This window comes from Citrobacter sp. Cm038, assembly GCF_030333105.1.
In the GTDB taxonomy this organism is placed as follows: domain Bacteria; phylum Pseudomonadota; class Gammaproteobacteria; order Enterobacterales; family Enterobacteriaceae; genus Citrobacter; species Citrobacter murliniae.
In genome coordinates, this window is the sequence record NZ_JAOWGO010000015.1 from 55,371 (window position 1) to 77,175 (window position 21,805).

A 21,805-nucleotide genomic window follows, 5' to 3' on the forward strand; every position below is an offset into this window, starting at 1 on the left:
ATGCCACAATACGCTACTGTCGCTGCGTTGTGTCAGACACGGCGAAAAAAACGATTTTACTTGGTCAGCGAGGCTGGATACCTGATGTTTCAGCAGCAAAAAGACTGGGAAACAAGAGAAAACGCGTTTGCCGCTTTTTCCATGGGGCCACTGACAGATTTCTGGCATCAGCGGGAGGAAGCGGAGTTTACAGGCGTAGATGATGTCCCTGTTCGTTTCGTCCGCTTTCGTGCAGAAAAAAACGATCGTGTGATCGTTATCTGTCCTGGGCGCATTGAAAGCTACGTGAAGTACGCTGAACTGGCGTATGACCTGTTTTATTCTGGTTTTGACATACTCATTATCGATCACCGCGGGCAAGGGCGTTCCGGGCGGATGTTATCGGACCCGCATCGTGGTCATGTGGATAACTTTAATGACTATGTTGACGATTTAGCCGCCTTCTGGCAGCAGGAAGTACAGCCAGGTCCATGGAGAAAACGTTACATACTGGCGCATTCCATGGGCGGTGCGATTGCAACGCTGTTCCTGCAGCGCCATCCTAATCAGTGTGATGCCATCGCGCTCTGCGCCCCAATGTTTGGTATTGTGATGCGCTTTCCTGACTGGATGGTGCGCCATATTCTTGACTGGGCCGAGGGGCACCCGCGCATTCGCGAAGGCTATGCTATGGGAACCGGTCGCTGGCGGGCACTGCCGTTTGGGATGAATTCGCTAACCCATAGCCGACAGCGCTATCGGCGTAATTTGCGCTTCTATGCTGATGATCCGCAACTGCGTGTCGGCGGTCCCACTTATCACTGGGTGCGTGAAGGCATTCTGGCTGGTGAGCAGGTCCTGGCCGGAGCTGGAGATGACGCTACCCCAATGCTGCTAATTCAGGCTGAAGAAGAACGTGTGGTGGATAACCGCATGCACGATCGTTTTTGTGAACTCCGCGCCGCAGCGGACCATCCTGTAGAAGGAGGTCAGCCGCTTGTCATAAAAGGCGCGTACCATGAGATCCTTTTTGAAAAGGACGCAATGCGCTCAGTCGCGCTCAACGCCATTGTTGAATTTTTCAACAGGCATAACTCATCCAGCGGAAATCGCTTTGCTTAGAGGTTTAATTTTCTTATGTATCAGGTTGTTGCGTCTGATTTAGATGGTACATTGCTTTCCCCCGACCATACCCTGTCCCCTTATGCCAAAGAGACACTGAAATTGCTGACTGCTCGTGGTGTCAACTTTGTGTTCGCAACCGGTCGGCATCATGTTGATGTGGGGCAAATTCGCGATAACCTGGGGATTAAATCCTACATGATCACCTCCAACGGCGCGCGTGTGCATGATCCTGATGGAAAGCTGGTGTTCTCGCATAACCTGGATCGTGACATTGCCAGTGACCTGTTTGGTGTGGTGAATGCAAATCCGGACATCGTGACTAACGTTTATCGCGATGATGAGTGGTTTATGAACCGCCATCGCCCGGATGAAATGCGTTTTTTCAAAGAAGCGGTATTTAACTACTCGCTGTTTGAACCTGCGCTACTGGAGCCGGAAGGCATCAGCAAAGTGTTTTTCACCACCGACTCACACGAAAGGCTGCTACCGCTGGAGCAGGCGATTAATGCCCGCTGGGGCGATCGCGTGAACGTCAGTTTCTCCACTCTCACTTGTCTGGAAGTGATGGCTGGCGGCGTCTCGAAAGGCCATGCACTGGAAGCGGTAGCGAAAGCGATGGGTTACAGCCTTCAGGACTGCATTGCCTTCGGCGACGGAATGAATGATGCAGAGATGCTCTCCATGGCAGGAAAAGGCTGCATTATGGGGAATGCGCATCAGCGCCTGAAAGATCTGCATCCGGAACTGGATGTGATTGGTCTCAATGCCGACGATGCCGTGCCGCACTATCTGCGCGATCTCTTTTTAAAGTAATTGTTCTTTAGTTGACCAGTTGTCAACTAAACTCTTCGCTACAATGGGTGTACCTTTTGTTCAGAGACATCCATTGTGGCGTTACTCATCATTACCACGATTCTGTGGGCCTTTTCTTTTAGCCTGTTTGGCGAGTACCTTGCCGGTCATGTCGATAGCTATTTTGCGGTACTGGTTCGTGTTGGGCTTGCGGCGCTGGTATTCCTGCCGTTTCTGCGTACCCGTGGGCACGGCGTAAAAACAATCGGTCTGTACATGTTGGTGGGAGCCATGCAGCTTGGCATCATGTATATGCTGAGTTTCCGTGCCTATCTCTATCTGACGGTTTCAGAGTTACTGTTGTTTACTGTCCTGACGCCGCTCTACATTACGCTAATTTATGACCTGATGAGCCGACGCCGCTTACGCTGGAGTTACGCGTTCAGCGCGTTACTGGCGGTGATTGGTGCAGGGATTATTCGTTACGATCAGGTGACCAGTCATTTCTGGACCGGTCTGCTTCTGGTGCAGCTTTCCAACATTAGCTTTGCCATCGGTATGGTGGGTTACAAGCGTCTGATGGAAACTCGTCCAATGCCACAACACAACGCCTTTGCCTGGTTTTATATGGGGGCGTTGCTGGTGGCGATTGTTGCCTGGTTCATGTTGGGGAATGCCCAAAAAATGCCTGAAACCACGTTGCAGTGGGGGATCTTGGTGTTTCTTGGGGTGGCGGCATCTGGCATTGGTTACTTTATGTGGAACTATGGCGCGACGCAGGTGGACGCGGGTACGCTGGGCATTATGAATAATATGCATGTGCCTGCGGGACTGTTGGTTAACCTGGCAATCTGGCATCAACAGCCTCACTGGCCGAGCTTTATCACTGGTGCGGCTGTGATAGTGGCCTCACTGTGGGTACATCGGCATTGGGTCGCTCCGCACTCCGCACAAACGGTAAGTGATCGCAGGCGTGATTCCGCGCTGAACGAATAAACGCTTCAGTGACTGGCTGGCGCTGCTCACCGTCGCGTACAGCGGCGTACAGTCGACTCCACAATCCATTGCCCAGGGTTTTGGTCACCACCAGACCCTGGCGTTCAAAACTCTCCACTACCCAGTGCGGCAAGGCGGCGATACCCATTCTGGCGGCAACCATTTGAATCAACAGCAGGGTGTTATCCACGCTCTTCAACGACGGGCTAATGCCAGCAGGCTGCAGGAAATGACGCCAGACATCCAGTCGACTGCGCTGTACCGGATAAATGAGAAGAGTCTCACTGGCTAAATCTTCCGGCGTGATCTGCGTTTTGCTGGCCAGCGGGTGATCGGGTGCCAGGATCAGACGCACTTCAAAATCGAACATCGGTGAGTAGTGCAAGCCACTACGCGGCAGAATGTCGGACGTCATTACCAGATCCAGCTCATCCTGCTGTAAGGCCGGCTGCGGATCGAACGTCACGCCGGATTTAAAATCCATCTCTACTTGCGGCCAATTTGCGCGGAAATTCTCCAGCGCGGGGGTCAACCACTGAATACAGCTATGACACTCAATGGCGATACGCAGCCGGGTTTGCTGCGGCTCATTACATGCCTGCAGCGCACGACCAATTTGTGGCAGCACCTGGTTTGCCAGTTGCAGCAAAATTTCGCCCTGCGGCGTAAAGCGCAAAGGCTGACTTTTGCGGACAAATAGTCGAAAGCCAAGACGCTGCTCCAGATCGCTGAACTGGTGAGACAGGGCGGATTGGGTCTGATGCAGCGTCGCTGCTGCGGCTGCCAGCGAACCACTATTCCGCAACGCTTGCAGCGTTTTCAGATGTTTAATCTCGATCATGAAAGTCCTTCACCTCGGCATGAACAAATTGCGCTTGAGGAATACACAGTACCTTTACATTATGGATGTGTAAACATCTGGACGGCTAAAATCCTTCGTCTTTTAAATTTATGGTGTGTTGGCTGCGTTTTTCCACCCCGGTCACTTACTTCAGTAAGCTCTCAGGGATGAATAAACTTGCCTCCTTCCCTAAATTCAAAATCTATAGGATTTACATATAATTAGAGGAAGAAAAATGACAATACTTAATCACACCCTCGGTTTCCCTCGTGTTGGCCTGCGCCGCGAGCTGAAAAAAGCACAAGAAAGCTACTGGGCGGGAAATTCCTCTCGTGAAGAGTTGCTGGTAGTAGGCCGTGAGCTGCGTGCCCGCCACTGGGATCAACAAAAGCAAGCGGGTATTGACCTTCTGCCGGTGGGGGACTTTGCCTGGTACGATCACGTCCTGACCACCAGTTTGCTGTTGGGTAACGTCCCGGCCCGCCATCAGAACAAAGACGGCTCTGTCGACATCGACACCTTATTCCGCATTGGCCGTGGCCGTGCACCGACCGGTCAACCGGCGGCGGCGGCAGAAATGACCAAATGGTTTAATACCAACTATCACTACATGGTGCCGGAGTTCACTAAAGGTCAGGAGTTCAAACTGACCTGGACCCAACTGCTGGACGAAGTTGACGAAGCGCAGGCGCTGGGTCACAAAGTGAAACCGGTGCTGCTGGGTCCTGTGACTTACCTGTGGCTGGGCAAAGTGAAGGGCGAGCAGTTTGACCGTCTGAGCCTGCTGAAAGACATTCTGCCAGTTTACCAGCAGGTGCTGACTGAGCTGGCGCAACGTGGCATTGAGTGGGTGCAGATTGATGAACCGGCACTGGTGCTGGAACTGCCGCTGGAGTGGCTGGATGCTTACAAATCAGCGTATGACGCGCTTACAGGACAAGTGAAGCTGCTGTTGACCACCTATTTCGAAGGAGTAACCCCGAATCTCGACACCATCACCGCACTGTCGGTACAGGGTCTGCATGTTGACCTGGTCCATGGTAAAGATGACGTGGCAGAACTGCACAAACGTTTGCCAACTGACTGGCTGTTCTCTGCGGGTCTGGTGAATGGCCGCAACGTCTGGCGTGCCGATTTAACCGAGAAATATGCGCAGATTAAAGACATTGTCGGCAAACGTGCGCTGTGGGTAGCCTCTTCGTGTTCCCTGCTGCACAGCCCAATTGATCTGAGTGTCGAGACTCGCCTTGATGCTGAAGTGAAGAGCTGGTTTTCTTTCGCTCTGCAAAAATGCGGTGAGCTGGCGCTGCTGCGTGATGCGCTGAACAGCGGTGATACTGCCGCGCTGGAGGAGTGGAGCGCGCCGATTCAGGCTCGTCGCCATTCAACCCGTGTACATAATGCAGCCGTTGAAAAACGTCTGGCTGCGATCACTGCACAGGACAGCCAGCGTACCAATGCTTATCCGGTACGTGCCGAAGCGCAGCGTGCGCGCTTTAACCTGCCGGCATGGCCGACCACGACCATTGGTTCCTTCCCGCAAACCACGGAAATTCGCGGCCTGCGTCTGGACTTCAAGAAAGGCAATCTTGACGCCAACAACTACCGCACCGGCATTGCGGAGCACATTAAACAGGCCATTGTAGAACAGGAGCGTTTAGGCCTCGACGTGCTGGTACACGGTGAAGCCGAGCGTAACGACATGGTGGAGTATTTCGGTGAGCATCTGGATGGCTTTGTCTTCACCCAGAACGGTTGGGTACAGAGTTACGGCTCTCGCTGCGTGAAGCCGCCAGTGGTAATTGGTGATGTCAGCCGTCCGGAAGCGATTACCGTTGAGTGGGCGAAGTACGCACAGTCACTGACTGATAAACCGGTTAAAGGCATGCTGACTGGCCCTGTGACTATTCTCTGCTGGTCATTCCCACGTGAAGATGTGACTCGTGAAACTATCGCTAAACAGATTGCGCTGGCGCTGCGTGATGAAGTCGCGGATCTGGAAGCCGCTGGCATTGGCATCATCCAGATTGACGAACCGGCATTGCGCGAAGGTCTGCCACTACGTCGCAGCGACTGGGCAGCATACCTGGAGTGGGGCGTGGAAGCTTTCCGCATTAATGCTGCGGTGGCGAAGGACGAAACCCAAATCCACACTCATATGTGTTATTGCGAGTTTAACGACATCATGGATTCGATTGCGGCGCTGGACGCAGACGTGATCACTATTGAAACCTCACGTTCTGACATGGAGCTGCTGGAGTCATTCGAAGAATTTGACTATCCGAATGAAATCGGACCGGGCGTGTACGACATCCACTCACCGAACGTTCCAAGTGTCGAGTGGATTGAAGCCCTGCTGAAGAAAGCTGAGCAACGTATCCCCGCAGAGCGTCTATGGGTGAACCCGGACTGCGGTCTGAAAACCCGCGGCTGGCCGGAAACCCGTGCCGCACTGGCAAACATGGTCAAAGCCGCGCAGAACCTGCGTCAGGCGTAAGATTAAAAACGGAGGTGCAAGCCTCTGTTCTGATGAGATGTTTTGTAAGCCGGGTAAGGCGTAGCCACTACCCGGCAAAATACGTTATTTCTTCCCGCCATAAAGTGCGAACCACTCCAGCATTCTTTGCCAGCCGTCTTTTGCAGACTCTTCATGATAGCTCGGACGGTAATCGGCGTTAAACGCGTGTCCGGCATCGGGATAGACCACGATTTCCGCTTTGGCATTCGCGGCGCGCAGTGCCTGACGCATCGTTTCGATAGTCTCTTGTGGAATACTGTGGTCCTGACCGCCGTAAAGCCCCAATACCGGTGCATTCAGGTCGGTAGCGATATCGACAGGGTGTTTAGGTGAGTTCAGGGTTTTGTCGCCAATCAGTTTTCCGTACCACGCCACAGCCGCTTTGAGCTGTGGATTGTGAGCGGCATACAGCCAGGCGATACGACCGCCCCAGCAAAAACCGGTGATCATCAGTTGATGTGCATCACCGCCGTTGCGGGAGGCCCAACTGGCAACGTGGTCCAGATCGGCCAGCACCTGGGAGTCAGGCACTTTAGCTACCAGGCCACTCAGTAGCGTAGGGATATCTGCAAAATCATTTGGATCGCCCTCGCGAAAATAGAGTTCCGGGGCGATAGCCAGATACCCTTCCAGCGCAAGTCGGCGGCAAACATCACGGATATGTTCATGAATGCCAAATATTTCCTGCACGACGATGACTACGGGCAGCGGGCCATCAGCCTGTTTTGGCCGCGCGTGATACGCCGGCATATCATCGCCTTGAGAAGGTATTGACGTTACACCTGCGATAATCGCGTTATCCGGTGTGTGAACTGTTGTTGATGCGGGTGGGGATGCAGCAGGTGCAAAGCCAGATTGTCGTATTGTTGTCATGGTATTCTCCGTACCCTTAAATAATCAGCAAAAAAGCGCATTGTTAACTATAGACACATGCAACGAATCACATTGCCTTAAACGGTCTATCTTTTGTGCAAGGCTTCCCGATGATGAGTAGTTAATGTGATGTGTGTCACTTTTTCACGGTAAATTAATGCAATTGATTTACATCATGGTGATGACTGTCACGAAAATATGTTTATGCCTTCGGTAAAGTGTCTTTTTGCTTCTTCTGACAAAACCGATTCACAGAGGAGTTTTTTATGTCTAAGTCTGATGTTTTTCATCTCGGCCTCACTAAGAACGATTTACAAGGGGCCCAGCTCGCTATCGTCCCTGGCGACCCGGAGCGTGTGGAAAAGATCGCCGCGCTGATGGATAAGCCGGTCAAGCTGGCATCTCATCGCGAATTCACTACCTGGCGTGCAGAACTGGATGGTAAAGCAGTGATCGTCTGCTCCACCGGTATCGGCGGCCCATCTACTTCTATCGCTGTAGAAGAACTGGCTCAACTGGGCATTCGTACCTTCCTGCGTATCGGCACTACTGGTGCTATTCAGCCGCATATCAATGTTGGTGATGTGCTGGTAACCACGGCATCAGTTCGCCTGGACGGTGCAAGCCTGCACTTTGCGCCAATGGAATTCCCGGCTGTTGCGGACTTCGAATGCACCACCGCGCTGGTTGAAGCAGCGAAATCTATCGGTGCAACTACTCACGTGGGCGTTACTGCCTCTTCTGATACCTTCTACCCAGGCCAGGAGCGTTACGACACCTTCTCTGGTCGTGTGGTGAGCCGTTTCAAAGGTTCTATGGAAGAGTGGCAGTCCATGGGCGTTATGAACTATGAAATGGAATCCGCTACGCTGCTGACTATGTGCGCAAGTCAGGGTCTGCGTGCAGGTATGGTTGCTGGTGTTATCGTCAACCGTACTCAGCAAGAGATCCCGAATGCAGAAACCATGAAGCAAACGGAAAGCCACGCGGTGAAAATCGTGGTAGAAGCAGCGCGTCGCCTGCTGTAATACACCCTTCTTTGTAAAAAGGCCGACGTGTTCGGCCTTTTTATTTTGCGTAGTGCCTCGCAGGAAATTCCTTTTAAACTGGACGTTTATACAGCACAATTCTATTTTGTGCAGGTAAGTCGTTGCTGTAAGGGGGCGTTGTGGATATTTCAATTATGATGAGTGCTGTGGTGGCGTTGGCTGCAGGGCTGCTTGTGGGTTGGCTGGCGACCAAAGCGCGTGCCGATCAGATCCGAGCAGATCTCATCGAAGAACGGCGTGAGTTGGATATTGCGCTGAGCGCCGCCCGGCAACAGCTTTCGCAGGAAGCCCACTGGCGAGAAGAGTGTGAGCTACTCAATAACGAGTTACGCAGCTTACACACCATCAACACCTCTCTGGAAGCCGATCTCCGGGAAGTCACCACCCGTCTGGAAGCGACGCAGCAGCACGCTGAAGATAAAATTCGCCAGATGATCAACAGTGAACAGCGTCTGAGCGAGCAGTTCGAAAACCTTGCGAACCGTATTTTTGAGCACAGCAACCGCCGCGTTGACGAGCAAAACCGGCAAAGCCTGAATAGTTTGCTTACGCCATTGCGTGAACAGCTGGACGGTTTTCGCCGTCAGGTTCAGGATAGCTTTGGTAAAGAGGCGCAGGAAAGGCACACTCTGGCGCACGAAATTCGTAATCTCCAGCAATTGAACGCGCAGATGGCGCAGGAAGCCGTTAACCTGACGCGGGCGTTGAAAGGGGATAACAAGACCCAGGGGAACTGGGGAGAAGTGGTGCTCACGCGAGTGCTGGAGGCTTCCGGTCTGCGTGAAGGCTATGAATATGAAACCCAGGTCAGTATTGAAAATGACGCGCGTTCACGGATGCAACCGGATGTTATTGTCAGACTGCCACAGGGAAAAGACGTGGTTATCGACGCTAAAATGACGCTGGTCGCCTACGAGCGCTATTTTAATGCAGAAGATGACTACACCCGGGAGAGCGCGTTGCAGGAGCATATTGCCTCTGTGCGTAACCATATTCGTCTGTTGGGACGCAAAGATTACCAACAGCTCCCAGGGTTACGCACGCTTGACTATGTACTGATGTTTATTCCCGTTGAACCTGCTTTTTTGCTTGCGCTGGACAGACAGCCCGAACTGATAACCGAAGCACTCAAAAATAACATTATGCTGGTTAGCCCTACTACGTTGTTGGTGGCATTGCGCACTATCGCGAATCTGTGGCGTTATGAACACCAGAGCCGTAACGCGCAGCAGATTGCAGATCGGGCCAGCAAGCTTTATGACAAAATGCGGTTGTTTATCGATGATATGTCGGCGATCGGCCAGAGTCTGGACAAAGCGCAGGACAACTACCGACAGGCGATGAAAAAACTCTCCTCAGGGCGTGGAAACGTCCTGTCGCAGGCAGAAGCGTTTCGTGGATTAGGTGTAGAAATTAAGCGCGAGATTAATCCTGAACTGGCTGAACAAGCCACAACTCAGGATGAAGAATACCGCTTACGCTCGGTCCCGGAGGCGCAGCTGGATGAGGCTTATCCCGATAATGCGGCGGCAAATCAGCAATCGAACTAGCCCGTTTGGGGTAGTTGAACCCGGCAGAAGGGTAGGGCAAATTGGCCCAATCTGTTACACTTCTCGAACATTTTATTGATGAGTAGGCACTGAGATGGTGGAAGATTCACAAGAAACGACGCACTTTGGCTTTCAGACCGTCGCTAAAGAGCAGAAAGCTGACATGGTGGCCCACGTTTTTCATTCTGTGGCGTCTAAATATGACGTTATGAATGATTTAATGTCATTTGGCATTCATCGTTTGTGGAAGCGCTTCACCATTGACTGTAGTGGCGTGCGTCGCGGACAAACCGTTCTGGATTTGGCGGGTGGTACGGGAGATCTGACGGCGAAATTTTCTCGCATGGTTGGTGAAACCGGTCAAGTCGTCCTGGCGGATATCAATGACTCAATGCTCAAAATGGGTCGCGAAAAGCTGCGCAATATCGGTGTGATTGGTAACGTCGAGTATGTCCAGGCAAATGCTGAGGCACTGCCTTTCCCTGACAATACCTTCGACTGCATCACGATTTCGTTTGGTCTTCGTAACGTAACGGAAAAAGAGAAAGCATTACGATCCATGTATCGGGTATTGAAGCCCGGTGGACGCTTGCTGGTGCTGGAGTTTTCCAAACCGATTATCGAACCTCTGAGCAAAGCGTATGATGCTTACTCTTTCCATATTCTGCCACGTATTGGTTCAATGGTGGCCAACGATGCAGAAAGCTACCGTTATCTGGCGGAGTCCATCCGCATGCATCCCGATCAGGACACCTTAAAAGCGATGATGCAAGATGCCGGGTTTGAAAGCGTGGATTACTACAACCTGACAGCAGGTGTGGTTGCGCTGCACCGTGGCTATAAGTTCTGACAGGAGATCGGGGATGCCTTTAAAACCCTTAGTGACCGCAGGAGTTGAAAACCTACTCAACACCTTTCTGTACCGTTCGCCTGCGCTGAAATCAGCCCGAACGCGTCTGCAGAGCAAGGTGCTGCGTGTGGATCTCAAAGGATTTTCGACACCGTTAGTCCTGGTGTTTAGTGAGCGCCAGGTCGATGTGCTGGGGGCCTGGGAAGGCGAAGCCGATTGCACCGTGATCACACATGCCAGCGTTTTACCGAAATTACGCGACCGGCAGCAACTCACAACCCTTATTCGTAGCGGCGAGCTGGAAGTTCAGGGCGATATTCAGGTGGTACAGAACTTTGTCGCTCTGGCTGACCTTGCAGAGTTTGATCCTGCTGAACTGTTAGCGCCCTATACCGGCGATATCGTCGCGGAAGGGGTCAGCAAAGCCCTGCGTGGTGGCGCGAAGTTTCTGTGTCACACCATGCAACGTCAGCAGCGTTACGTTGCCGAAGCGATCACTGAAGAGTGGCGTATGGCTCCTGGTCCGCTTGAGGTTGCATGGTTCGCGGAAGAAACGGCAGCCGTTGAGCGTGCGGTTGAATCTCTGGCCAAACGGCTGGAAAAACTGGAGGTCAAATGACGCCAGGTGAAGTACGGCGCCTTTATTTCATCATTCGCACTTTTTTAAGCTACGGTCTTGATGAACTCATCCCCAAAATGCGTATTACGCTGCCGCTTCGGTTGTGGCGTTACACCTTGTTCTGGATGCCTAATCGGCATAAAGAAAAGCCACTGGGTGAGAGACTGAGACTGGCGTTGCAAGAATTGGGGCCAGTGTGGATCAAGTTTGGTCAAATGCTCTCCACCCGTCGTGACCTTTTCCCTCCGCATATCGCCGATCAACTGGCACTGTTGCAGGATCGTGTTGCCCCCTTTGATGGACAAAGAGCAAAACAGCAAATTGAAGAAGCAATGGGTGGGTTACCCGTTGAGGCATGGTTTGATGATTTTGAGATCCAGCCACTGGCATCTGCGTCCATTGCACAGGTACACACGGCCCGACTGAAATCGAATGGTAAAGAGGTCGTGATCAAGGTTATTCGCCCGGACATTCTGCCGGTTATCAAAGCGGATTTAAAACTGATCTATCGCCTTGCCCGTTGGGTTCCTCGCTTGCTGCCTGACGGTCGCCGTTTGCGGCCGACGGAAGTGGTTCGCGAATATGAGAAGACATTAATTGATGAGTTGAATTTGCTGCGTGAATCGGCGAATGCTATTCAATTGCGCCGCAATTTTGAAGACAGCCCGATGCTGTACATCCCGGAAGTGTATTCCGACTATTGCAGTCAGAACATGATGGTGATGGAGCGTATTTACGGTATCCCCGTTTCGGATGTTGCAACGCTTGAGAAGAACGGCACCAACATGAAGTTGTTGGCCGAGCGCGGTGTGCAGGTCTTCTTTACTCAGGTATTCCGTGACAGTTTTTTCCATGCCGATATGCATCCTGGCAACATTTTTGTCAGCTATGAACACCCTGAAAATCCAAAGTACATCGGCATAGATTGCGGGATTGTTGGCTCATTAAATAAAGAAGATAAACGCTATCTGGCTGAAAACTTCATTGCGTTCTTTAATCGTGACTACCGTAAGGTTGCAGAGCTGCATGTAGATTCTGGCTGGGTTCCACCGGATACCAACGTCGAAGAATTTGAATTTGCTATTCGTACCGTCTGCGAGCCGATATTTGAAAAGCCGCTGGCGGAGATTTCATTTGGTCACGTGCTGCTGAATCTGTTTAATACGGCACGTCGATTTAACATGGAAGTCCAGCCCCAACTGGTGCTGTTGCAGAAAACACTGCTGTATGTTGAAGGCGTTGGGAGACAGCTTTATCCGCAGTTGGATTTGTGGAAGACGGCCAAGCCATTTCTTGAATCCTGGATTAAAGAGCAGGTCGGAATTCCCGCCCTTGTCAGGGCATTTAAAGAAAAAGCACCGTTCTGGGTCGAAAAAATGCCAGAAATACCTGAACTGGTGTATGACAGTTTGCGCCAGGGCAAATATTTACAGCACAGTGTTGATAAGATTGCGCGCGAGCTTCATGCGAATCACGTCCGTCAGGGACAATCTCGTTATTTATTGGGTATTGGCGCGACGTTGTTGTTAAGTGGGACATTCTTGCTGGTAAGCCGTCCTGAGTGGGGGCTTATGCCTGGTTGGTTAATAGCGGGCGGCGTCATTGCCTGGCTGATCGGCTGGCGCAAAATGCGCTGAATTTTTCATCGCTCAAGGCAGGTCGTGTAACGTATACTACGGCCTTATTAATTCATCATCTATGACAGAGGAACATGTATGGGTGGTATCAGTATCTGGCAGTTGTTGATCATTGCCGTCATCGTTGTGCTGCTATTCGGCACCAAGAAACTCGGCTCCATCGGTTCCGATCTTGGTGCGTCTATTAAAGGCTTCAAGAAAGCGATGGGAGATGATGAACCCAAGCAGGATAAATCCAGTCAGGACGCTGATTTTACTGCTAAATCCATCACCGATAAGCAGGGCGAAGTGAAAAAAGAAGACGCCAAAAGCCACGATAAAGAGCAGGTATAATCCGTGTTTGATATCGGTTTTAGCGAACTGTTATTGGTGTTCGTGATAGGCCTCATCGTATTGGGGCCACAACGATTGCCGGTTGCGGTAAAAACGGTCGCGGGCTGGGTTCGTGCGTTGCGTTCCCTTGCAACTACTGTTCAGAATGAACTGACCCAGGAGCTTAAGCTTCAGGAGTTTCAGGACAGCCTGAAGAAGGTTGAGAAAGCGAGCCTGACAAATCTGACGCCGGAGCTGAAAGCATCGATGGATGAATTGCGTGAAGCTGCAGAGTCGATGAAGCGTTCTTACAGCGTTAACGAGCCTGAGAAAGCGAGCGATGAAGCGCACACTATCCATAATCCGGTGGTGAAAGATAGCGAAGCGCAGCATGAAGGGGTTACTCCTGCTTCCGCTGAAACGCAGGCCAGCTCGCCGGAGCAAAAACCGCAATCCACGGGTACCAGGACATCTGAATCGACGGAAACCGCGTCCGAAACAGTGATGGACGCTGAAAAGAAAACCGCCGCGCCTGTTGTCGAATCCTCCCCATCGTCGAGTGATAAACCGTAAACATGGCTGTAGAAGATACTCAACCGCTCATCACGCATCTTATTGAGCTGCGTAAGCGACTCCTGAACTGCATTATTGCCGTAATGGTAATCTTTTTGGCGTTGGTTTATTTTGCCAACGACATTTACCATATGGTTGCGGCACCGCTGATAAAACAGATGCCGCAGGGTGCGACGATGATCGCCACGGATGTGGCCTCGCCGTTTTTTACCCCGATAAAACTCACTTTCATGGTGTCGCTGATCCTTTCAGCGCCAGTGATCCTGTATCAGGTATGGGCGTTTATTGCTCCTGCTTTGTATAAGCATGAGCGTCGCCTTGTTGTGCCATTACTGGTTTCCAGTTCGTTGCTGTTCTATATCGGTATGGCATTTGCCTACTTTGTCGTCTTCCCGTTAGCCTTTGGTTTCCTTGCTAATACGGCACCGCAAGGCGTACAAGTATCGACAGATATTGCCAGTTACCTTAGCTTCGTGATGGCGCTATTTATGGCTTTTGGGGTCTCTTTTGAGGTTCCTGTTGCCATTGTGCTGCTGTGCTGGATGGGTATTACGACGCCTGATGACTTGCGTAAGAAACGTCCATACGTTGTTGTCGGTGCATTTGTCGTGGGGATGTTACTGACCCCGCCAGATGTCTTCTCGCAAACGCTGTTGGCAATACCAATGTACTGCCTGTTTGAAGTGGGCGTTTTCTTCTCCCGTTTCTATGTCGGTAAGCGACGTACGCGAGACGAAGATAACGAGGCTGAGAATGCAAAAGAAGCTGAAGCCACCGAGAAAACCGAAGAATAAATTCAACCGCCCGTCAGGGCGGTTGTCATATGGGAGGAAGCATGTTTGATATTGGCGTTAATTTAACCAGTTCACAATTTGCGAAAGACAGGGATGAGGTTGTAGCGCGCGCCTTTGCGGCCGGTGTTCACGGTATGCTTCTGACCGGAACGAACCTGCATGAAAGCCAGCAGGCGCTAAAGTTGGCGCAGCATTACCCGAATTGTTGGTCCACAGCCGGCGTCCATCCGCATGATAGTAGCCAGTGGCAATCCTCAACCGAAGAAGCGATAGTCGCTCTGGCAAACCAGTCTGAAGTGGTCGCCATTGGTGAATGCGGTCTGGATTTCAATCGTAATTTCTCCACGCCACAAGAGCAGGAGCGGGCTTTTGAGGCACAACTGCGTATTGCCGCTGAACTGCAGATGCCAGTTTTCATGCATTGCCGGGATGCGCATGACCGTTTTCTGGCATTGCTGGAACCCTGGCTGGACAGCATTCCAGGCGCGGTACTGCATTGCTTCACCGGTTCACGTCAGGAGATGCAGGACTGCGTGGACAGAGGGCTTTATATTGGTATTACCGGATGGGTCTGCGATGAGCGTCGGGGGATGGAGCTTAGGGAGCTGTTACCTTTTATTCCGGTAGAGAGGCTCCTGATCGAAACTGATGCGCCTTATTTACTGCCCCGCGATTTAACACCTAAACCGTCTACACGGCGTAATGAGCCGGCCTACCTGCCGCACATTCTTGAACGGATTGCACACTGGCGCGGGGAAGATCCTCAATGGCTATCAACAACAATCGACTCCAACGTGAGAACGCTGTTTGAAGTTACCTTCTAAGGTAGATTAAATTTTTCGAAAACCGGTATTTTTCACGCTCTGCTTAACCTCTTTATTCAACAGGTTAAGCAGAAGCATAGAGCGCGCTTCGCCATCAGGTTCAGTGAAGATCGCTTTCAATCCTTCAAATGCACCTTCAGTGATAATCACATAGTCCCCTGGATAAGGGGTTTCCGGATCAACAACACCCTCGGGTTTGTAGATGGAAAGCTGGTGAATAACTGCAGAGGGAACCGTCGCTGGTGTTGCTCCAAAGCGTACAAAATGGCTGACGCCACGCGTGGCATTGATCGTCGTGGTGTGGATCACTTCCGGGTCGAATTCGACAAACATGTAATTAGGGAAAAGTGGCTCACTGATTGTGGTACGTTTGCCGCGCACCATTTTTTCCAGGGTGATCATAGGCGTCAGGCAGTTCACCGCCTGCCTTTCCAGGTGTTCCTGGGCACGCTGAAGTTGCCCGCGTTTGCAGTACAGTAAATACCAGGATTGCATAATAACTCTTATCCGCTTGTTCTGAGCGCAAGCATAACAAAAGCCATGCGCTAAGTTAATTATACCCGACTTAAAGCAACTCGAAATCCGTTGGGTATATACTCCCGGGGCTTAGATGTACCGCCAGAGTTCACGCTAATTTAACAAAAATACAGCATCGCAATGATGAACGCCGTATAATGAAGCGCTTACGAAGAGGCCACAATGGACGCCATGAAATATCACGATTTACGCGACTTCCTGACGCAACTTGAGCAGCAAGGCGAGCTCAAACGCATCACGCTTCCGGTGGATCCCCATCTGGAAATCACTGAAATAGCCGATCGCACCCTGCGTGCTGGTGGGCCTGCGTTGCTGTTTGAGAATCCCAAAGGCTATTCAATGCCAGTGCTGTGTAACCTGTTTGGCACGCCGAAGCGTGTTGCCATGGGAATGGGACAAGAAGATGTCTCTGCGTTGCGGGAAGTGGGTAAGTTGTTGGCGTTTTTGAAAGAGCCTGAGCCGCCAAAAGGATTTCGCGATCTGTTTGATAAGCTGCCGCAGTTCAAGCAGGTACTGAACATGCCGACTAAGCGGTTACGCGGTGCGCCTTGTCAGCAAAAAATCTATTCAGGCGATGATGTCGATCTAAACCGTATTCCGATAATGACCTGCTGGCCGGAAGATGCAGCTCCGCTGATCACCTGGGGACTCACCGTAACGCGGGGCCCCCATAAAGAGCGACAGAATCTGGGTATTTACCGCCAGCAGCTGATTGGCAAAAATAAACTCATCATGCGCTGGCTTTCTCATCGTGGCGGCGCGCTTGATTATCAGGAGTGGTGTGCGGCTCATCCAGGCGAACGTTTCCCGGTTTCCGTTGCGCTGGGCGCTGATCCGGCAACGATTCTGGGGGCCGTAACGCCAGTACCTGATACGTTATCGGAATACGCTTTTGCGGGCTTGTTACGTGGTACCAAGACCGAAGTGGTTAAATGTATTTCCAACGATCTCGAAGTTCCTGCCAGCGCGGAGATTGTGTTGGAAGGGTATATAGAGCCGGGAGAAATGGCGCCGGAAGGCCCGTATGGCGATCATACAGGCTACTACAATGAGGTGGATAGCTTCCCTGTTTTCACCGTTACACACATTACTCAGCGTGAAGATGCGATTTATCACTCGACTTACACCGGCCGTCCGCCAGATGAGCCTGCGGTACTAGGCGTGGCGCTGAACGAAGTTTTCGTGCCTATTCTGCAAAAACAATTCCCGGAAATCGTCGATTTTTACCTGCCGCCGGAAGGCTGCTCTTATCGACTGGCCGTAGTGACGATGAAAAAGCAGTACGCTGGCCATGCTAAACGCGTCATGATGGGTGTTTGGTCGTTTTTACGTCAGTTTATGTACACCAAATTTGTTATTGTCTGCGATGATGATGTCAACGCACGTGACTGGAACGATGTGATTTGGGCAATTACCACCCGTATGGACCCGGCAAGGGATACGGTTCTGGTAGAAAATACGCCAATTGATTACCTGGATTTTGCCTCGCCGGTTTCCGGCCTTGGTTCAAAAATGGGACTGGATGCCACAAATAAATGGCCGGGTGAAACCCAACGTGAGTGGGGACGCCCGATTAAAAAAGATCCTGAAGTGACTGCGCGTATTGACGCAATTTGGGATGAATTGGCCATCTTTAATGACGGCAAAAGCGCCTGAGGCGCGATCATTTTGCCTATTGATCCGACAGAGAGAGCGCATGACAACCTTAAGCTGTAAAGTGACCTCGGTAGAAGCTATCACTGACACCGTATATCGCGTTCGTTTAGTGCCAGACGCGGCGTTTTCCTTTCGTGCTGGTCAGTATTTAATGGTCGTGATGGATGAACGGGATAAGCGTCCGTTTTCCATGGCATCTACACCGGATGAGCACGGATTCATTGAGCTGCACGTTGGCGCCTCTGAGCTAAATCTTTATGCCATGGCCGTTATGGATCGAATTCTGAAAGACCGGGAAATTAAGGTCGATATTCCACACGGTGAAGCCTGGCTGCGTGATGATGAAAATCGTCCGCTGATCCTGATCGCTGGCGGTACAGGGTTCTCTTATGTGCGCTCAATTTTGCTAACAGCACTGGCGCGTAATCCAGACCGTGATGTCACGATTTACTGGGGCGGGCGAGAAGAGAAGCATCTTTATGATCTCTCCGAGCTGGAAGCCCTGTCAGTTAATCACCCTAATCTGCGCGTTGAGCCAGTGGTGGAACAACCTGAAGCGGGTTGGCGTGGTCGCACGGGCACAGTATTAACCGCTGTATTGCAGGATTACGGTACCCTGGCGGAACATGATATCTATATCGCCGGACGTTTTGAGATGGCAAAAATCGCACGCGACCTGTTTTGCAATGAACGCAGCGCGCGTGAAGACCGCCTGTTTGGCGACGCTTTCGCATTTATTTAAGCAGGGTGCGCCGGAGCTTTTCCGGCGCATTCAGGTCGTTAATGCCCGATCACTCACTCCCTGAATTGCTGAGATTGCTGGTTCGGTCTCTGTGAATCTCCCCGTTCGTGACGAATTACCCTCATCGTTATTTTTTAGTAAACACAGGTGTTTTGCCTTGACGCTCTATTTGCCATGTTTTTATATAAAAACTATCGTCAAAATTCTATTTTGTGATGTCTGTCTTTGTGTTTAGTAAACAAAAAAGTCAGTCTGTGCAGAGATAATTTTGCGTCAAGCGAATGGGGGAATCATGAGGCTCGGACTGGATATTGGTGGGACTAAAATCGAAGCAGTGGTGATTGATAACACGGGTGAGATTATTTACCGCGAACGATGCAGTACACCAAAGCAGAGCTACGGCGATTTTTTCCGGGTCGTCACGGACGCTATCGTGAAAGCCATGAAGACCGTTAATCGACCATTATCAGTCGGTGTGGGTGTGCCCGGCGCAGTCGACAGTGATGGGTTAATAAAAAACTCCAATATTCTGGTGCTCAATCAACAACCCTTCGCACGCGATCTTGAGCAGGCGCTGGGAATACCTGTGCCCGTAACCAACGACGCCAACTGTTTTACGTTGTCGGAGGCCATGGACGGAAGCGGGCGCGGGTATGGAGTAGTGTTTGGAGTGATCCTTGGTACGGGATGCGGTGGTGGATTGTGTGTCGATAACCGTTTGATCTCAGGCCCTAATGCCTGTGCGGGAGAGTGGGGACATAATGCGCTACCGCGTTACAATGAAGAGCGGGACGGCGCGGCGGTAACGTGCTATTGCGGGCAGTTAAACTGTATTGAGAGTTTTATTTCGGGCAGCGGCCTGGAGCGTCAGTACCTGAATCACACCACGCAACATGCCGGTGTTCCTCAAATAATGAAACGGGTCGAGTCTGGTGACGTAGACGCCTGCCTGCTATGGGAGCGCTACTGCGATCAATTAGCCCGAGCGTTAGCTGGCGTGGTCAATACGCTTGATCCAGATGTTATCGTGTTGGGCGGCGGAGTATCCAATATTGGCATACTCTATTCAGGCTTACAGGCGCGGGTGGCACAGTACGTATTTGGAAAACAGTGCCGCACGCCGATTGTCCAGGCTCGTCACGGCGACAGCAGCGGCGTACGTGGTGCCGCCTGGCTGGGTGCACAACAGCCTGCGACCGCAACTACCCGTATGATGACGCACGATCAATGAGAGTGAAATGACGAAACCTGTACGAATCAGAGATATTGCCGAAGCCTGCGGTGTGTCGGTTGGCGCTGTTTCCCGCGCACTAAAAGGGCAACCGGGGCTGCGTGAGGATACCCGATTGCGCATTATTTCTGTGGCGGAACAGCAGGGCTACGATTTCTCCCGTCTGCGTAGCGATAAACTCAGGCGCGTCCTGTTTTTGTTGCATCGCCAGCACAACATTAGTCGGGCATTACCGTTTTATTCACCGCTGTTGTTGGGCATAGAAGAAGTATGTCGTGATCACAATATTGCGCTGAGCTTTCTCTCTATTGGTCCTGGTGACGCAGTGGGTGAACAGGTGATGCTGCATCAGCCTGATGCGCTGATCTGTGCCGGATTTTTTGAGCCTGAACTGCTTGGGCTACTGCAACAAATGAAGCTGCCAATGGTACTGGTGGATTTGTGGGTGCCTGGTTTGCCATGCGTCAATCCGGATAATACCCAGGGTGGCTATCTGGCCACTCGACATCTAATCGAACAAGGGCGCAGTCGCATTGCCTTTCTTGCCAGCACACTCTCTCATTACAGTATTCGCCAGCGTGAGAAGGGCTATCGCCAGGCGTTGTATGACGCTCGTCTACTGATGCCGCCAGAGTATGAAGCCATTGCGCCACCGCTTCTGGATACTGAACAATCACTGGTCGAAGCGGTCAACGAATTGTTCAGGTTGCCCGAGCCGCCCGATGCCATTTTTGCTTATAACGATGCGGCAGCGCTGGTGGTTCAGCGAGTGTGTGCGCAGCAAGGTATACGTATCCCGGAAGATCTTTCACTGGTAGGGTTTGATGATATTGATGCCGCAGCCTGGTCACATCCGCCGCTGACCACCATTGCCGTTGATAAACAGCAACTGGGGCGTGAAGCACTGCGTTTGTTGTTGGAAGAACAGCAGGAACAGAATTTGTTGCTACCCGTGCAGTTAGTGGTCCGTACCAGTTCTGTGAAATAAAAAACCCGCCCCTGACAGGCGGGAAAAACGGCAACTAATTGTTATACAGTGGCGCTGTCGTTGCAGGCCGGATAAGACGATATTGCGTCGCCATCCGGCATGGTTGCCGGGGCATTTCGCTTACCCGACCTGCAATAGATGACACTCTCTGATTAAACTCGCTCAAATACTGTCGCGATCCCCTGACCCAACCCGATACACATCGTCGCCAGACCAAACTGCACGTCTTTGCGCTCCATCAGGTTCAGCAAGGTGGTGCTGATACGTGCACCGGAACATCCCAGTGGATGACCTAGTGCGATCGCGCCGCCGTTGAGGTTGATCTTCTCGTCAATCTGCTCCATCAGTCCCAGATCTTTAATGCATGGAAGGATCTGCGCGGCAAAGGCTTCGTTCATTTCAAACAGACCGATATCGCGGGTGGAGAGCCCTGCTTTTTTCAGCGCCAGCTTTGAGGCCGGGACCGGGCCATAACCCATGATTGAGGGGTCGCAGCCGACAACCGCCATTGAACGAATACGGGCGCGTGGTTTCAGACCCAGTTCACGAGCGCGGCTTTCACTCATCACCAGCATGGCAGCTGCGCCATCAGAGAGAGCTGAAGATGTTCCGGCAGTAACTGTACCGCTGACTGGGTCGAACGCCGGGCGCAGGGTGGACAGCGCTTCGACGGTGGTTTCCGGGCGGATAACTTCATCGTAGTTAAACTGTTTCAACACGCCGTCAGCATCGTGGCCACTGGTCGGGATTATTTCATTTCTGAATGCGCCAGACTGTGTCGCTGCCCAGGCCCGGGCGTGTGAGCGTGCGGCGAAGGCATCCTGCATTTCACGGCTGATACCGTGCATACGGGAGAGCATTTCTGCCGTCAGGCCCATCATTCCCGCCGCTTTAGCAACGTTGCGACTCATACCCGGATGGAAATCGACGCCGTGACTCATGGGGACGTGGCCCATATGCTCCACGCCGCCAACCAGACACGCTTGTGCATCGCCGGTCATGATCATGCGTGCCGCGTCGTGCAGTGCCTGCATGGATGAACCGCACAGGCGATTGACCGTTACTGCCGGGACGGAGTGCGGAACTTCTGCCAGCAGCGCGGCGTTACGGGCGATGTTGAACCCTTGCTCCAGCGTCTGTTGTACGCAGCCCCAGTAAATGTCATCGAGAGCCGCAGGATCAAGCGCGGGATTACGCGCCAGCAGGCTACGCATTAAATGTGCGGAGAGATCTTCTGCCCGCACGTTACGAAACGCCCCCCCTTTCGAACGGCCCATCGGGGTACGGATCGCATCAACAATTACAACCTGTTCCATTGT

Annotated in this window: 21 protein-coding genes; 17 read left to right on the forward strand and 4 right to left on the reverse strand. The window is 51.9% G+C overall.

The genetic code is table 11. From position 1 onward, the window contains the following. Window positions 1-84: 84 nt before the first annotated feature. From pldB to OGY01_RS02190, 3 genes are all read left to right on the forward strand, one after another. Window positions 85-1,101: a lysophospholipase L2 gene (pldB, locus tag OGY01_RS02180; RefSeq protein WP_045449131.1), complete on the forward strand. Its 1,017-nt coding sequence runs from the start codon at window positions 85-87 to the stop codon at window positions 1,099-1,101. A gap of 15 nt (window positions 1,102-1,116) precedes the next feature. Continuing rightward, window positions 1,117-1,917 carry a sugar/pyridoxal phosphate phosphatase YigL gene (gene yigL, locus OGY01_RS02185; RefSeq protein ID WP_045449133.1) on the forward strand — a complete coding sequence of 267 codons (801 nt, stop codon included), beginning with the start codon at window positions 1,117-1,119 and terminating at the stop codon, window positions 1,915-1,917. A 75-nt stretch (window positions 1,918-1,992) separates the two neighbouring features. Beyond that, entirely contained in the window at window positions 1,993-2,892 is a 900-nt protein-coding gene (locus OGY01_RS02190) for a carboxylate/amino acid/amine transporter (RefSeq protein WP_045449135.1), read from the forward strand. Here the strand turns inward: OGY01_RS02190 and metR are convergent. Beyond that, window positions 2,780-3,733 (reverse strand): HTH-type transcriptional regulator MetR, encoded by a 954-nt coding sequence (gene metR / locus OGY01_RS02195; protein WP_045449138.1) that lies wholly within the window; start codon window positions 3,731-3,733, stop codon window positions 2,780-2,782. The two genes, OGY01_RS02190 and metR, sit on opposite strands and share 113 nt — an antisense overlap. A 235-nt stretch (window positions 3,734-3,968) precedes the next feature. On the opposite strand from metR, the gene metE reads away from it, so the two are divergent. Next, window positions 3,969-6,230, forward strand: a complete 2,262-nt coding sequence (metE, locus tag OGY01_RS02200; protein ID WP_048223299.1) for a 5-methyltetrahydropteroyltriglutamate--homocysteine S-methyltransferase — start codon at window positions 3,969-3,971, stop codon at window positions 6,228-6,230. An 84-nt stretch (window positions 6,231-6,314) separates the two neighbouring features. Here metE and OGY01_RS02205 read toward each other — a convergent pair whose 3' ends face one another. Then, complete coding sequence (locus OGY01_RS02205) at window positions 6,315-7,124, reverse strand: dienelactone hydrolase family protein (protein ID WP_048223301.1); 810 nt, start codon at window positions 7,122-7,124, stop codon at window positions 6,315-6,317. Window positions 7,125-7,390: 266 nt separating this feature from the next. Here OGY01_RS02205 and udp point away from each other — a divergent pair, with 266 nt between their 5' ends. The 9 genes from udp (at window position 7,391) to tatD (ending at window position 15,332) form a co-directional block, all read left to right on the forward strand. Continuing rightward, window positions 7,391-8,152, forward strand: a complete 762-nt coding sequence (gene udp / locus OGY01_RS02210) for a uridine phosphorylase (protein ID WP_006686084.1) — start codon at window positions 7,391-7,393, stop codon at window positions 8,150-8,152. A 140-nt stretch (window positions 8,153-8,292) separates the two neighbouring features. Continuing rightward, a complete protein-coding gene (rmuC, locus tag OGY01_RS02215; protein WP_144243090.1) occupies window positions 8,293-9,723 on the forward strand; it encodes a DNA recombination protein RmuC in 1,431 nt (476 codons plus the stop codon). A 94-nt stretch (window positions 9,724-9,817) separates the two neighbouring features. After that, window positions 9,818-10,573, forward strand: coding sequence for a bifunctional demethylmenaquinone methyltransferase/2-methoxy-6-polyprenyl-1,4-benzoquinol methylase UbiE (gene ubiE / locus OGY01_RS02220; RefSeq protein WP_045449144.1), 756 nt, complete (start codon window positions 9,818-9,820; stop codon window positions 10,571-10,573). A 13-nt stretch (window positions 10,574-10,586) separates the two neighbouring features. Beyond that, entirely contained in the window at window positions 10,587-11,192 is a 606-nt protein-coding gene (gene ubiJ, locus OGY01_RS02225) for a ubiquinone biosynthesis protein UbiJ (RefSeq protein WP_045449146.1), read from the forward strand. Beyond that, window positions 11,189-12,829 carry a ubiquinone biosynthesis regulatory protein kinase UbiB gene (gene ubiB / locus OGY01_RS02230; RefSeq protein ID WP_045449149.1) on the forward strand — a complete coding sequence of 547 codons (1,641 nt, stop codon included), beginning with the start codon at window positions 11,189-11,191 and terminating at the stop codon, window positions 12,827-12,829. The genes ubiJ and ubiB overlap by 4 nt, the downstream gene beginning before the upstream one ends. A 78-nt stretch (window positions 12,830-12,907) precedes the next feature. Then, window positions 12,908-13,162 carry a Sec-independent protein translocase subunit TatA gene (gene tatA / locus OGY01_RS02235; RefSeq protein ID WP_045449152.1) on the forward strand — a complete coding sequence of 85 codons (255 nt, stop codon included), beginning with the start codon at window positions 12,908-12,910 and terminating at the stop codon, window positions 13,160-13,162. Window positions 13,163-13,165: 3 nt separating this feature from the next. After that, on the forward strand, window positions 13,166-13,714 hold the full coding sequence (gene tatB, locus OGY01_RS02240; protein ID WP_045449154.1) for a Sec-independent protein translocase protein TatB: 549 nt from the start codon (window positions 13,166-13,168) through the stop codon (window positions 13,712-13,714). Window positions 13,715-13,716: 2 nt separating this feature from the next. After that, entirely contained in the window at window positions 13,717-14,508 is a 792-nt protein-coding gene (gene tatC, locus OGY01_RS02245; RefSeq protein WP_045449155.1) for a Sec-independent protein translocase subunit TatC, read from the forward strand. 41 nt (window positions 14,509-14,549) lie between these two features. Next, window positions 14,550-15,332, forward strand: coding sequence for a 3'-5' ssDNA/RNA exonuclease TatD (tatD, locus tag OGY01_RS02250; protein ID WP_048223305.1), 783 nt, complete (start codon window positions 14,550-14,552; stop codon window positions 15,330-15,332). Window positions 15,333-15,338: 6 nt separating this feature from the next. Here the strand turns inward: tatD and rfaH are convergent, their stop codons facing one another. Continuing rightward, window positions 15,339-15,827 (reverse strand): transcription/translation regulatory transformer protein RfaH, encoded by a 489-nt coding sequence (rfaH, locus tag OGY01_RS02255; RefSeq protein ID WP_200013160.1) that lies wholly within the window; start codon window positions 15,825-15,827, stop codon window positions 15,339-15,341. A 204-nt stretch (window positions 15,828-16,031) separates the two neighbouring features. Here rfaH and ubiD point away from each other — a divergent pair, with 204 nt between their 5' ends. The 4 genes from ubiD (at window position 16,032) to OGY01_RS02275 (ending at window position 20,486) form a co-directional block, all read left to right on the forward strand. Continuing rightward, window positions 16,032-17,525 carry a 4-hydroxy-3-polyprenylbenzoate decarboxylase gene (gene ubiD, locus OGY01_RS02260; protein WP_045449162.1) on the forward strand — a complete coding sequence of 498 codons (1,494 nt, stop codon included), beginning with the start codon at window positions 16,032-16,034 and terminating at the stop codon, window positions 17,523-17,525. A 40-nt stretch (window positions 17,526-17,565) separates the two neighbouring features. Beyond that, on the forward strand, window positions 17,566-18,267 hold the full coding sequence (gene fre / locus OGY01_RS02265) for an NAD(P)H-flavin reductase (RefSeq protein WP_045449163.1): 702 nt from the start codon (window positions 17,566-17,568) through the stop codon (window positions 18,265-18,267). Between the two features lie 292 nt (window positions 18,268-18,559). Continuing rightward, window positions 18,560-19,498 carry an ROK family protein gene (locus tag OGY01_RS02270; protein WP_045449165.1) on the forward strand — a complete coding sequence of 313 codons (939 nt, stop codon included), beginning with the start codon at window positions 18,560-18,562 and terminating at the stop codon, window positions 19,496-19,498. A 7-nt stretch (window positions 19,499-19,505) separates the two neighbouring features. Beyond that, the gene (locus tag OGY01_RS02275; RefSeq protein WP_284097284.1) at window positions 19,506-20,486 is read left to right on the forward strand and encodes a LacI family DNA-binding transcriptional regulator; all 981 of its coding nucleotides are present in this window, start codon (window positions 19,506-19,508) and stop codon (window positions 20,484-20,486) included. A 152-nt stretch (window positions 20,487-20,638) separates the two neighbouring features. Here OGY01_RS02275 and fadA read toward each other — a convergent pair whose 3' ends face one another. Further along, on the reverse strand, window positions 20,639-21,802 hold the full coding sequence (gene fadA, locus OGY01_RS02280; protein ID WP_048223310.1) for an acetyl-CoA C-acyltransferase FadA: 1,164 nt from the start codon (window positions 21,800-21,802) through the stop codon (window positions 20,639-20,641). Window positions 21,803-21,805: the final 3 nt, after the last annotated feature.

What these genes read in the sequence shown, in the direction of transcription:
- ubiD (WP_045449162.1), top strand. Translation starts at nt 16,032, where the DNA reads ATGGACGCCATGAAATATCACGATTTACGCGACTTCCTGACGCAACTT.
- fadA (WP_048223310.1), bottom strand. Translation starts at nt 21,802, where the DNA reads ATGGAACAGGTTGTAATTGTTGATGCGATCCGTACCCCGATGGGCCGT.
- pldB (WP_045449131.1), top strand. Translation starts at nt 85, where the DNA reads ATGTTTCAGCAGCAAAAAGACTGGGAAACAAGAGAAAACGCGTTTGCC.
- OGY01_RS02270 (WP_045449165.1), top strand. Translation starts at nt 18,560, where the DNA reads ATGAGGCTCGGACTGGATATTGGTGGGACTAAAATCGAAGCAGTGGTG.
- tatD (WP_048223305.1), top strand. Translation starts at nt 14,550, where the DNA reads ATGTTTGATATTGGCGTTAATTTAACCAGTTCACAATTTGCGAAAGAC.
- ubiJ (WP_045449146.1), top strand. Translation starts at nt 10,587, where the DNA reads ATGCCTTTAAAACCCTTAGTGACCGCAGGAGTTGAAAACCTACTCAAC.
- udp (WP_006686084.1), top strand. Translation starts at nt 7,391, where the DNA reads ATGTCTAAGTCTGATGTTTTTCATCTCGGCCTCACTAAGAACGATTTA.
- tatC (WP_045449155.1), top strand. Translation starts at nt 13,717, where the DNA reads ATGGCTGTAGAAGATACTCAACCGCTCATCACGCATCTTATTGAGCTG.
- rfaH (WP_200013160.1), bottom strand. Translation starts at nt 15,827, where the DNA reads ATGCAATCCTGGTATTTACTGTACTGCAAACGCGGGCAACTTCAGCGT.
- yigL (WP_045449133.1), top strand. Translation starts at nt 1,117, where the DNA reads ATGTATCAGGTTGTTGCGTCTGATTTAGATGGTACATTGCTTTCCCCC.
- OGY01_RS02205 (WP_048223301.1), bottom strand. Translation starts at nt 7,124, where the DNA reads ATGACAACAATACGACAATCTGGCTTTGCACCTGCTGCATCCCCACCC.
- fre (WP_045449163.1), top strand. Translation starts at nt 17,566, where the DNA reads ATGACAACCTTAAGCTGTAAAGTGACCTCGGTAGAAGCTATCACTGAC.
- OGY01_RS02275 (WP_284097284.1), top strand. Translation starts at nt 19,506, where the DNA reads ATGACGAAACCTGTACGAATCAGAGATATTGCCGAAGCCTGCGGTGTG.
- ubiE (WP_045449144.1), top strand. Translation starts at nt 9,818, where the DNA reads ATGGTGGAAGATTCACAAGAAACGACGCACTTTGGCTTTCAGACCGTC.
- metE (WP_048223299.1), top strand. Translation starts at nt 3,969, where the DNA reads ATGACAATACTTAATCACACCCTCGGTTTCCCTCGTGTTGGCCTGCGC.
- metR (WP_045449138.1), bottom strand. Translation starts at nt 3,733, where the DNA reads ATGATCGAGATTAAACATCTGAAAACGCTGCAAGCGTTGCGGAATAGT.
- tatA (WP_045449152.1), top strand. Translation starts at nt 12,908, where the DNA reads ATGGGTGGTATCAGTATCTGGCAGTTGTTGATCATTGCCGTCATCGTT.
- ubiB (WP_045449149.1), top strand. Translation starts at nt 11,189, where the DNA reads ATGACGCCAGGTGAAGTACGGCGCCTTTATTTCATCATTCGCACTTTT.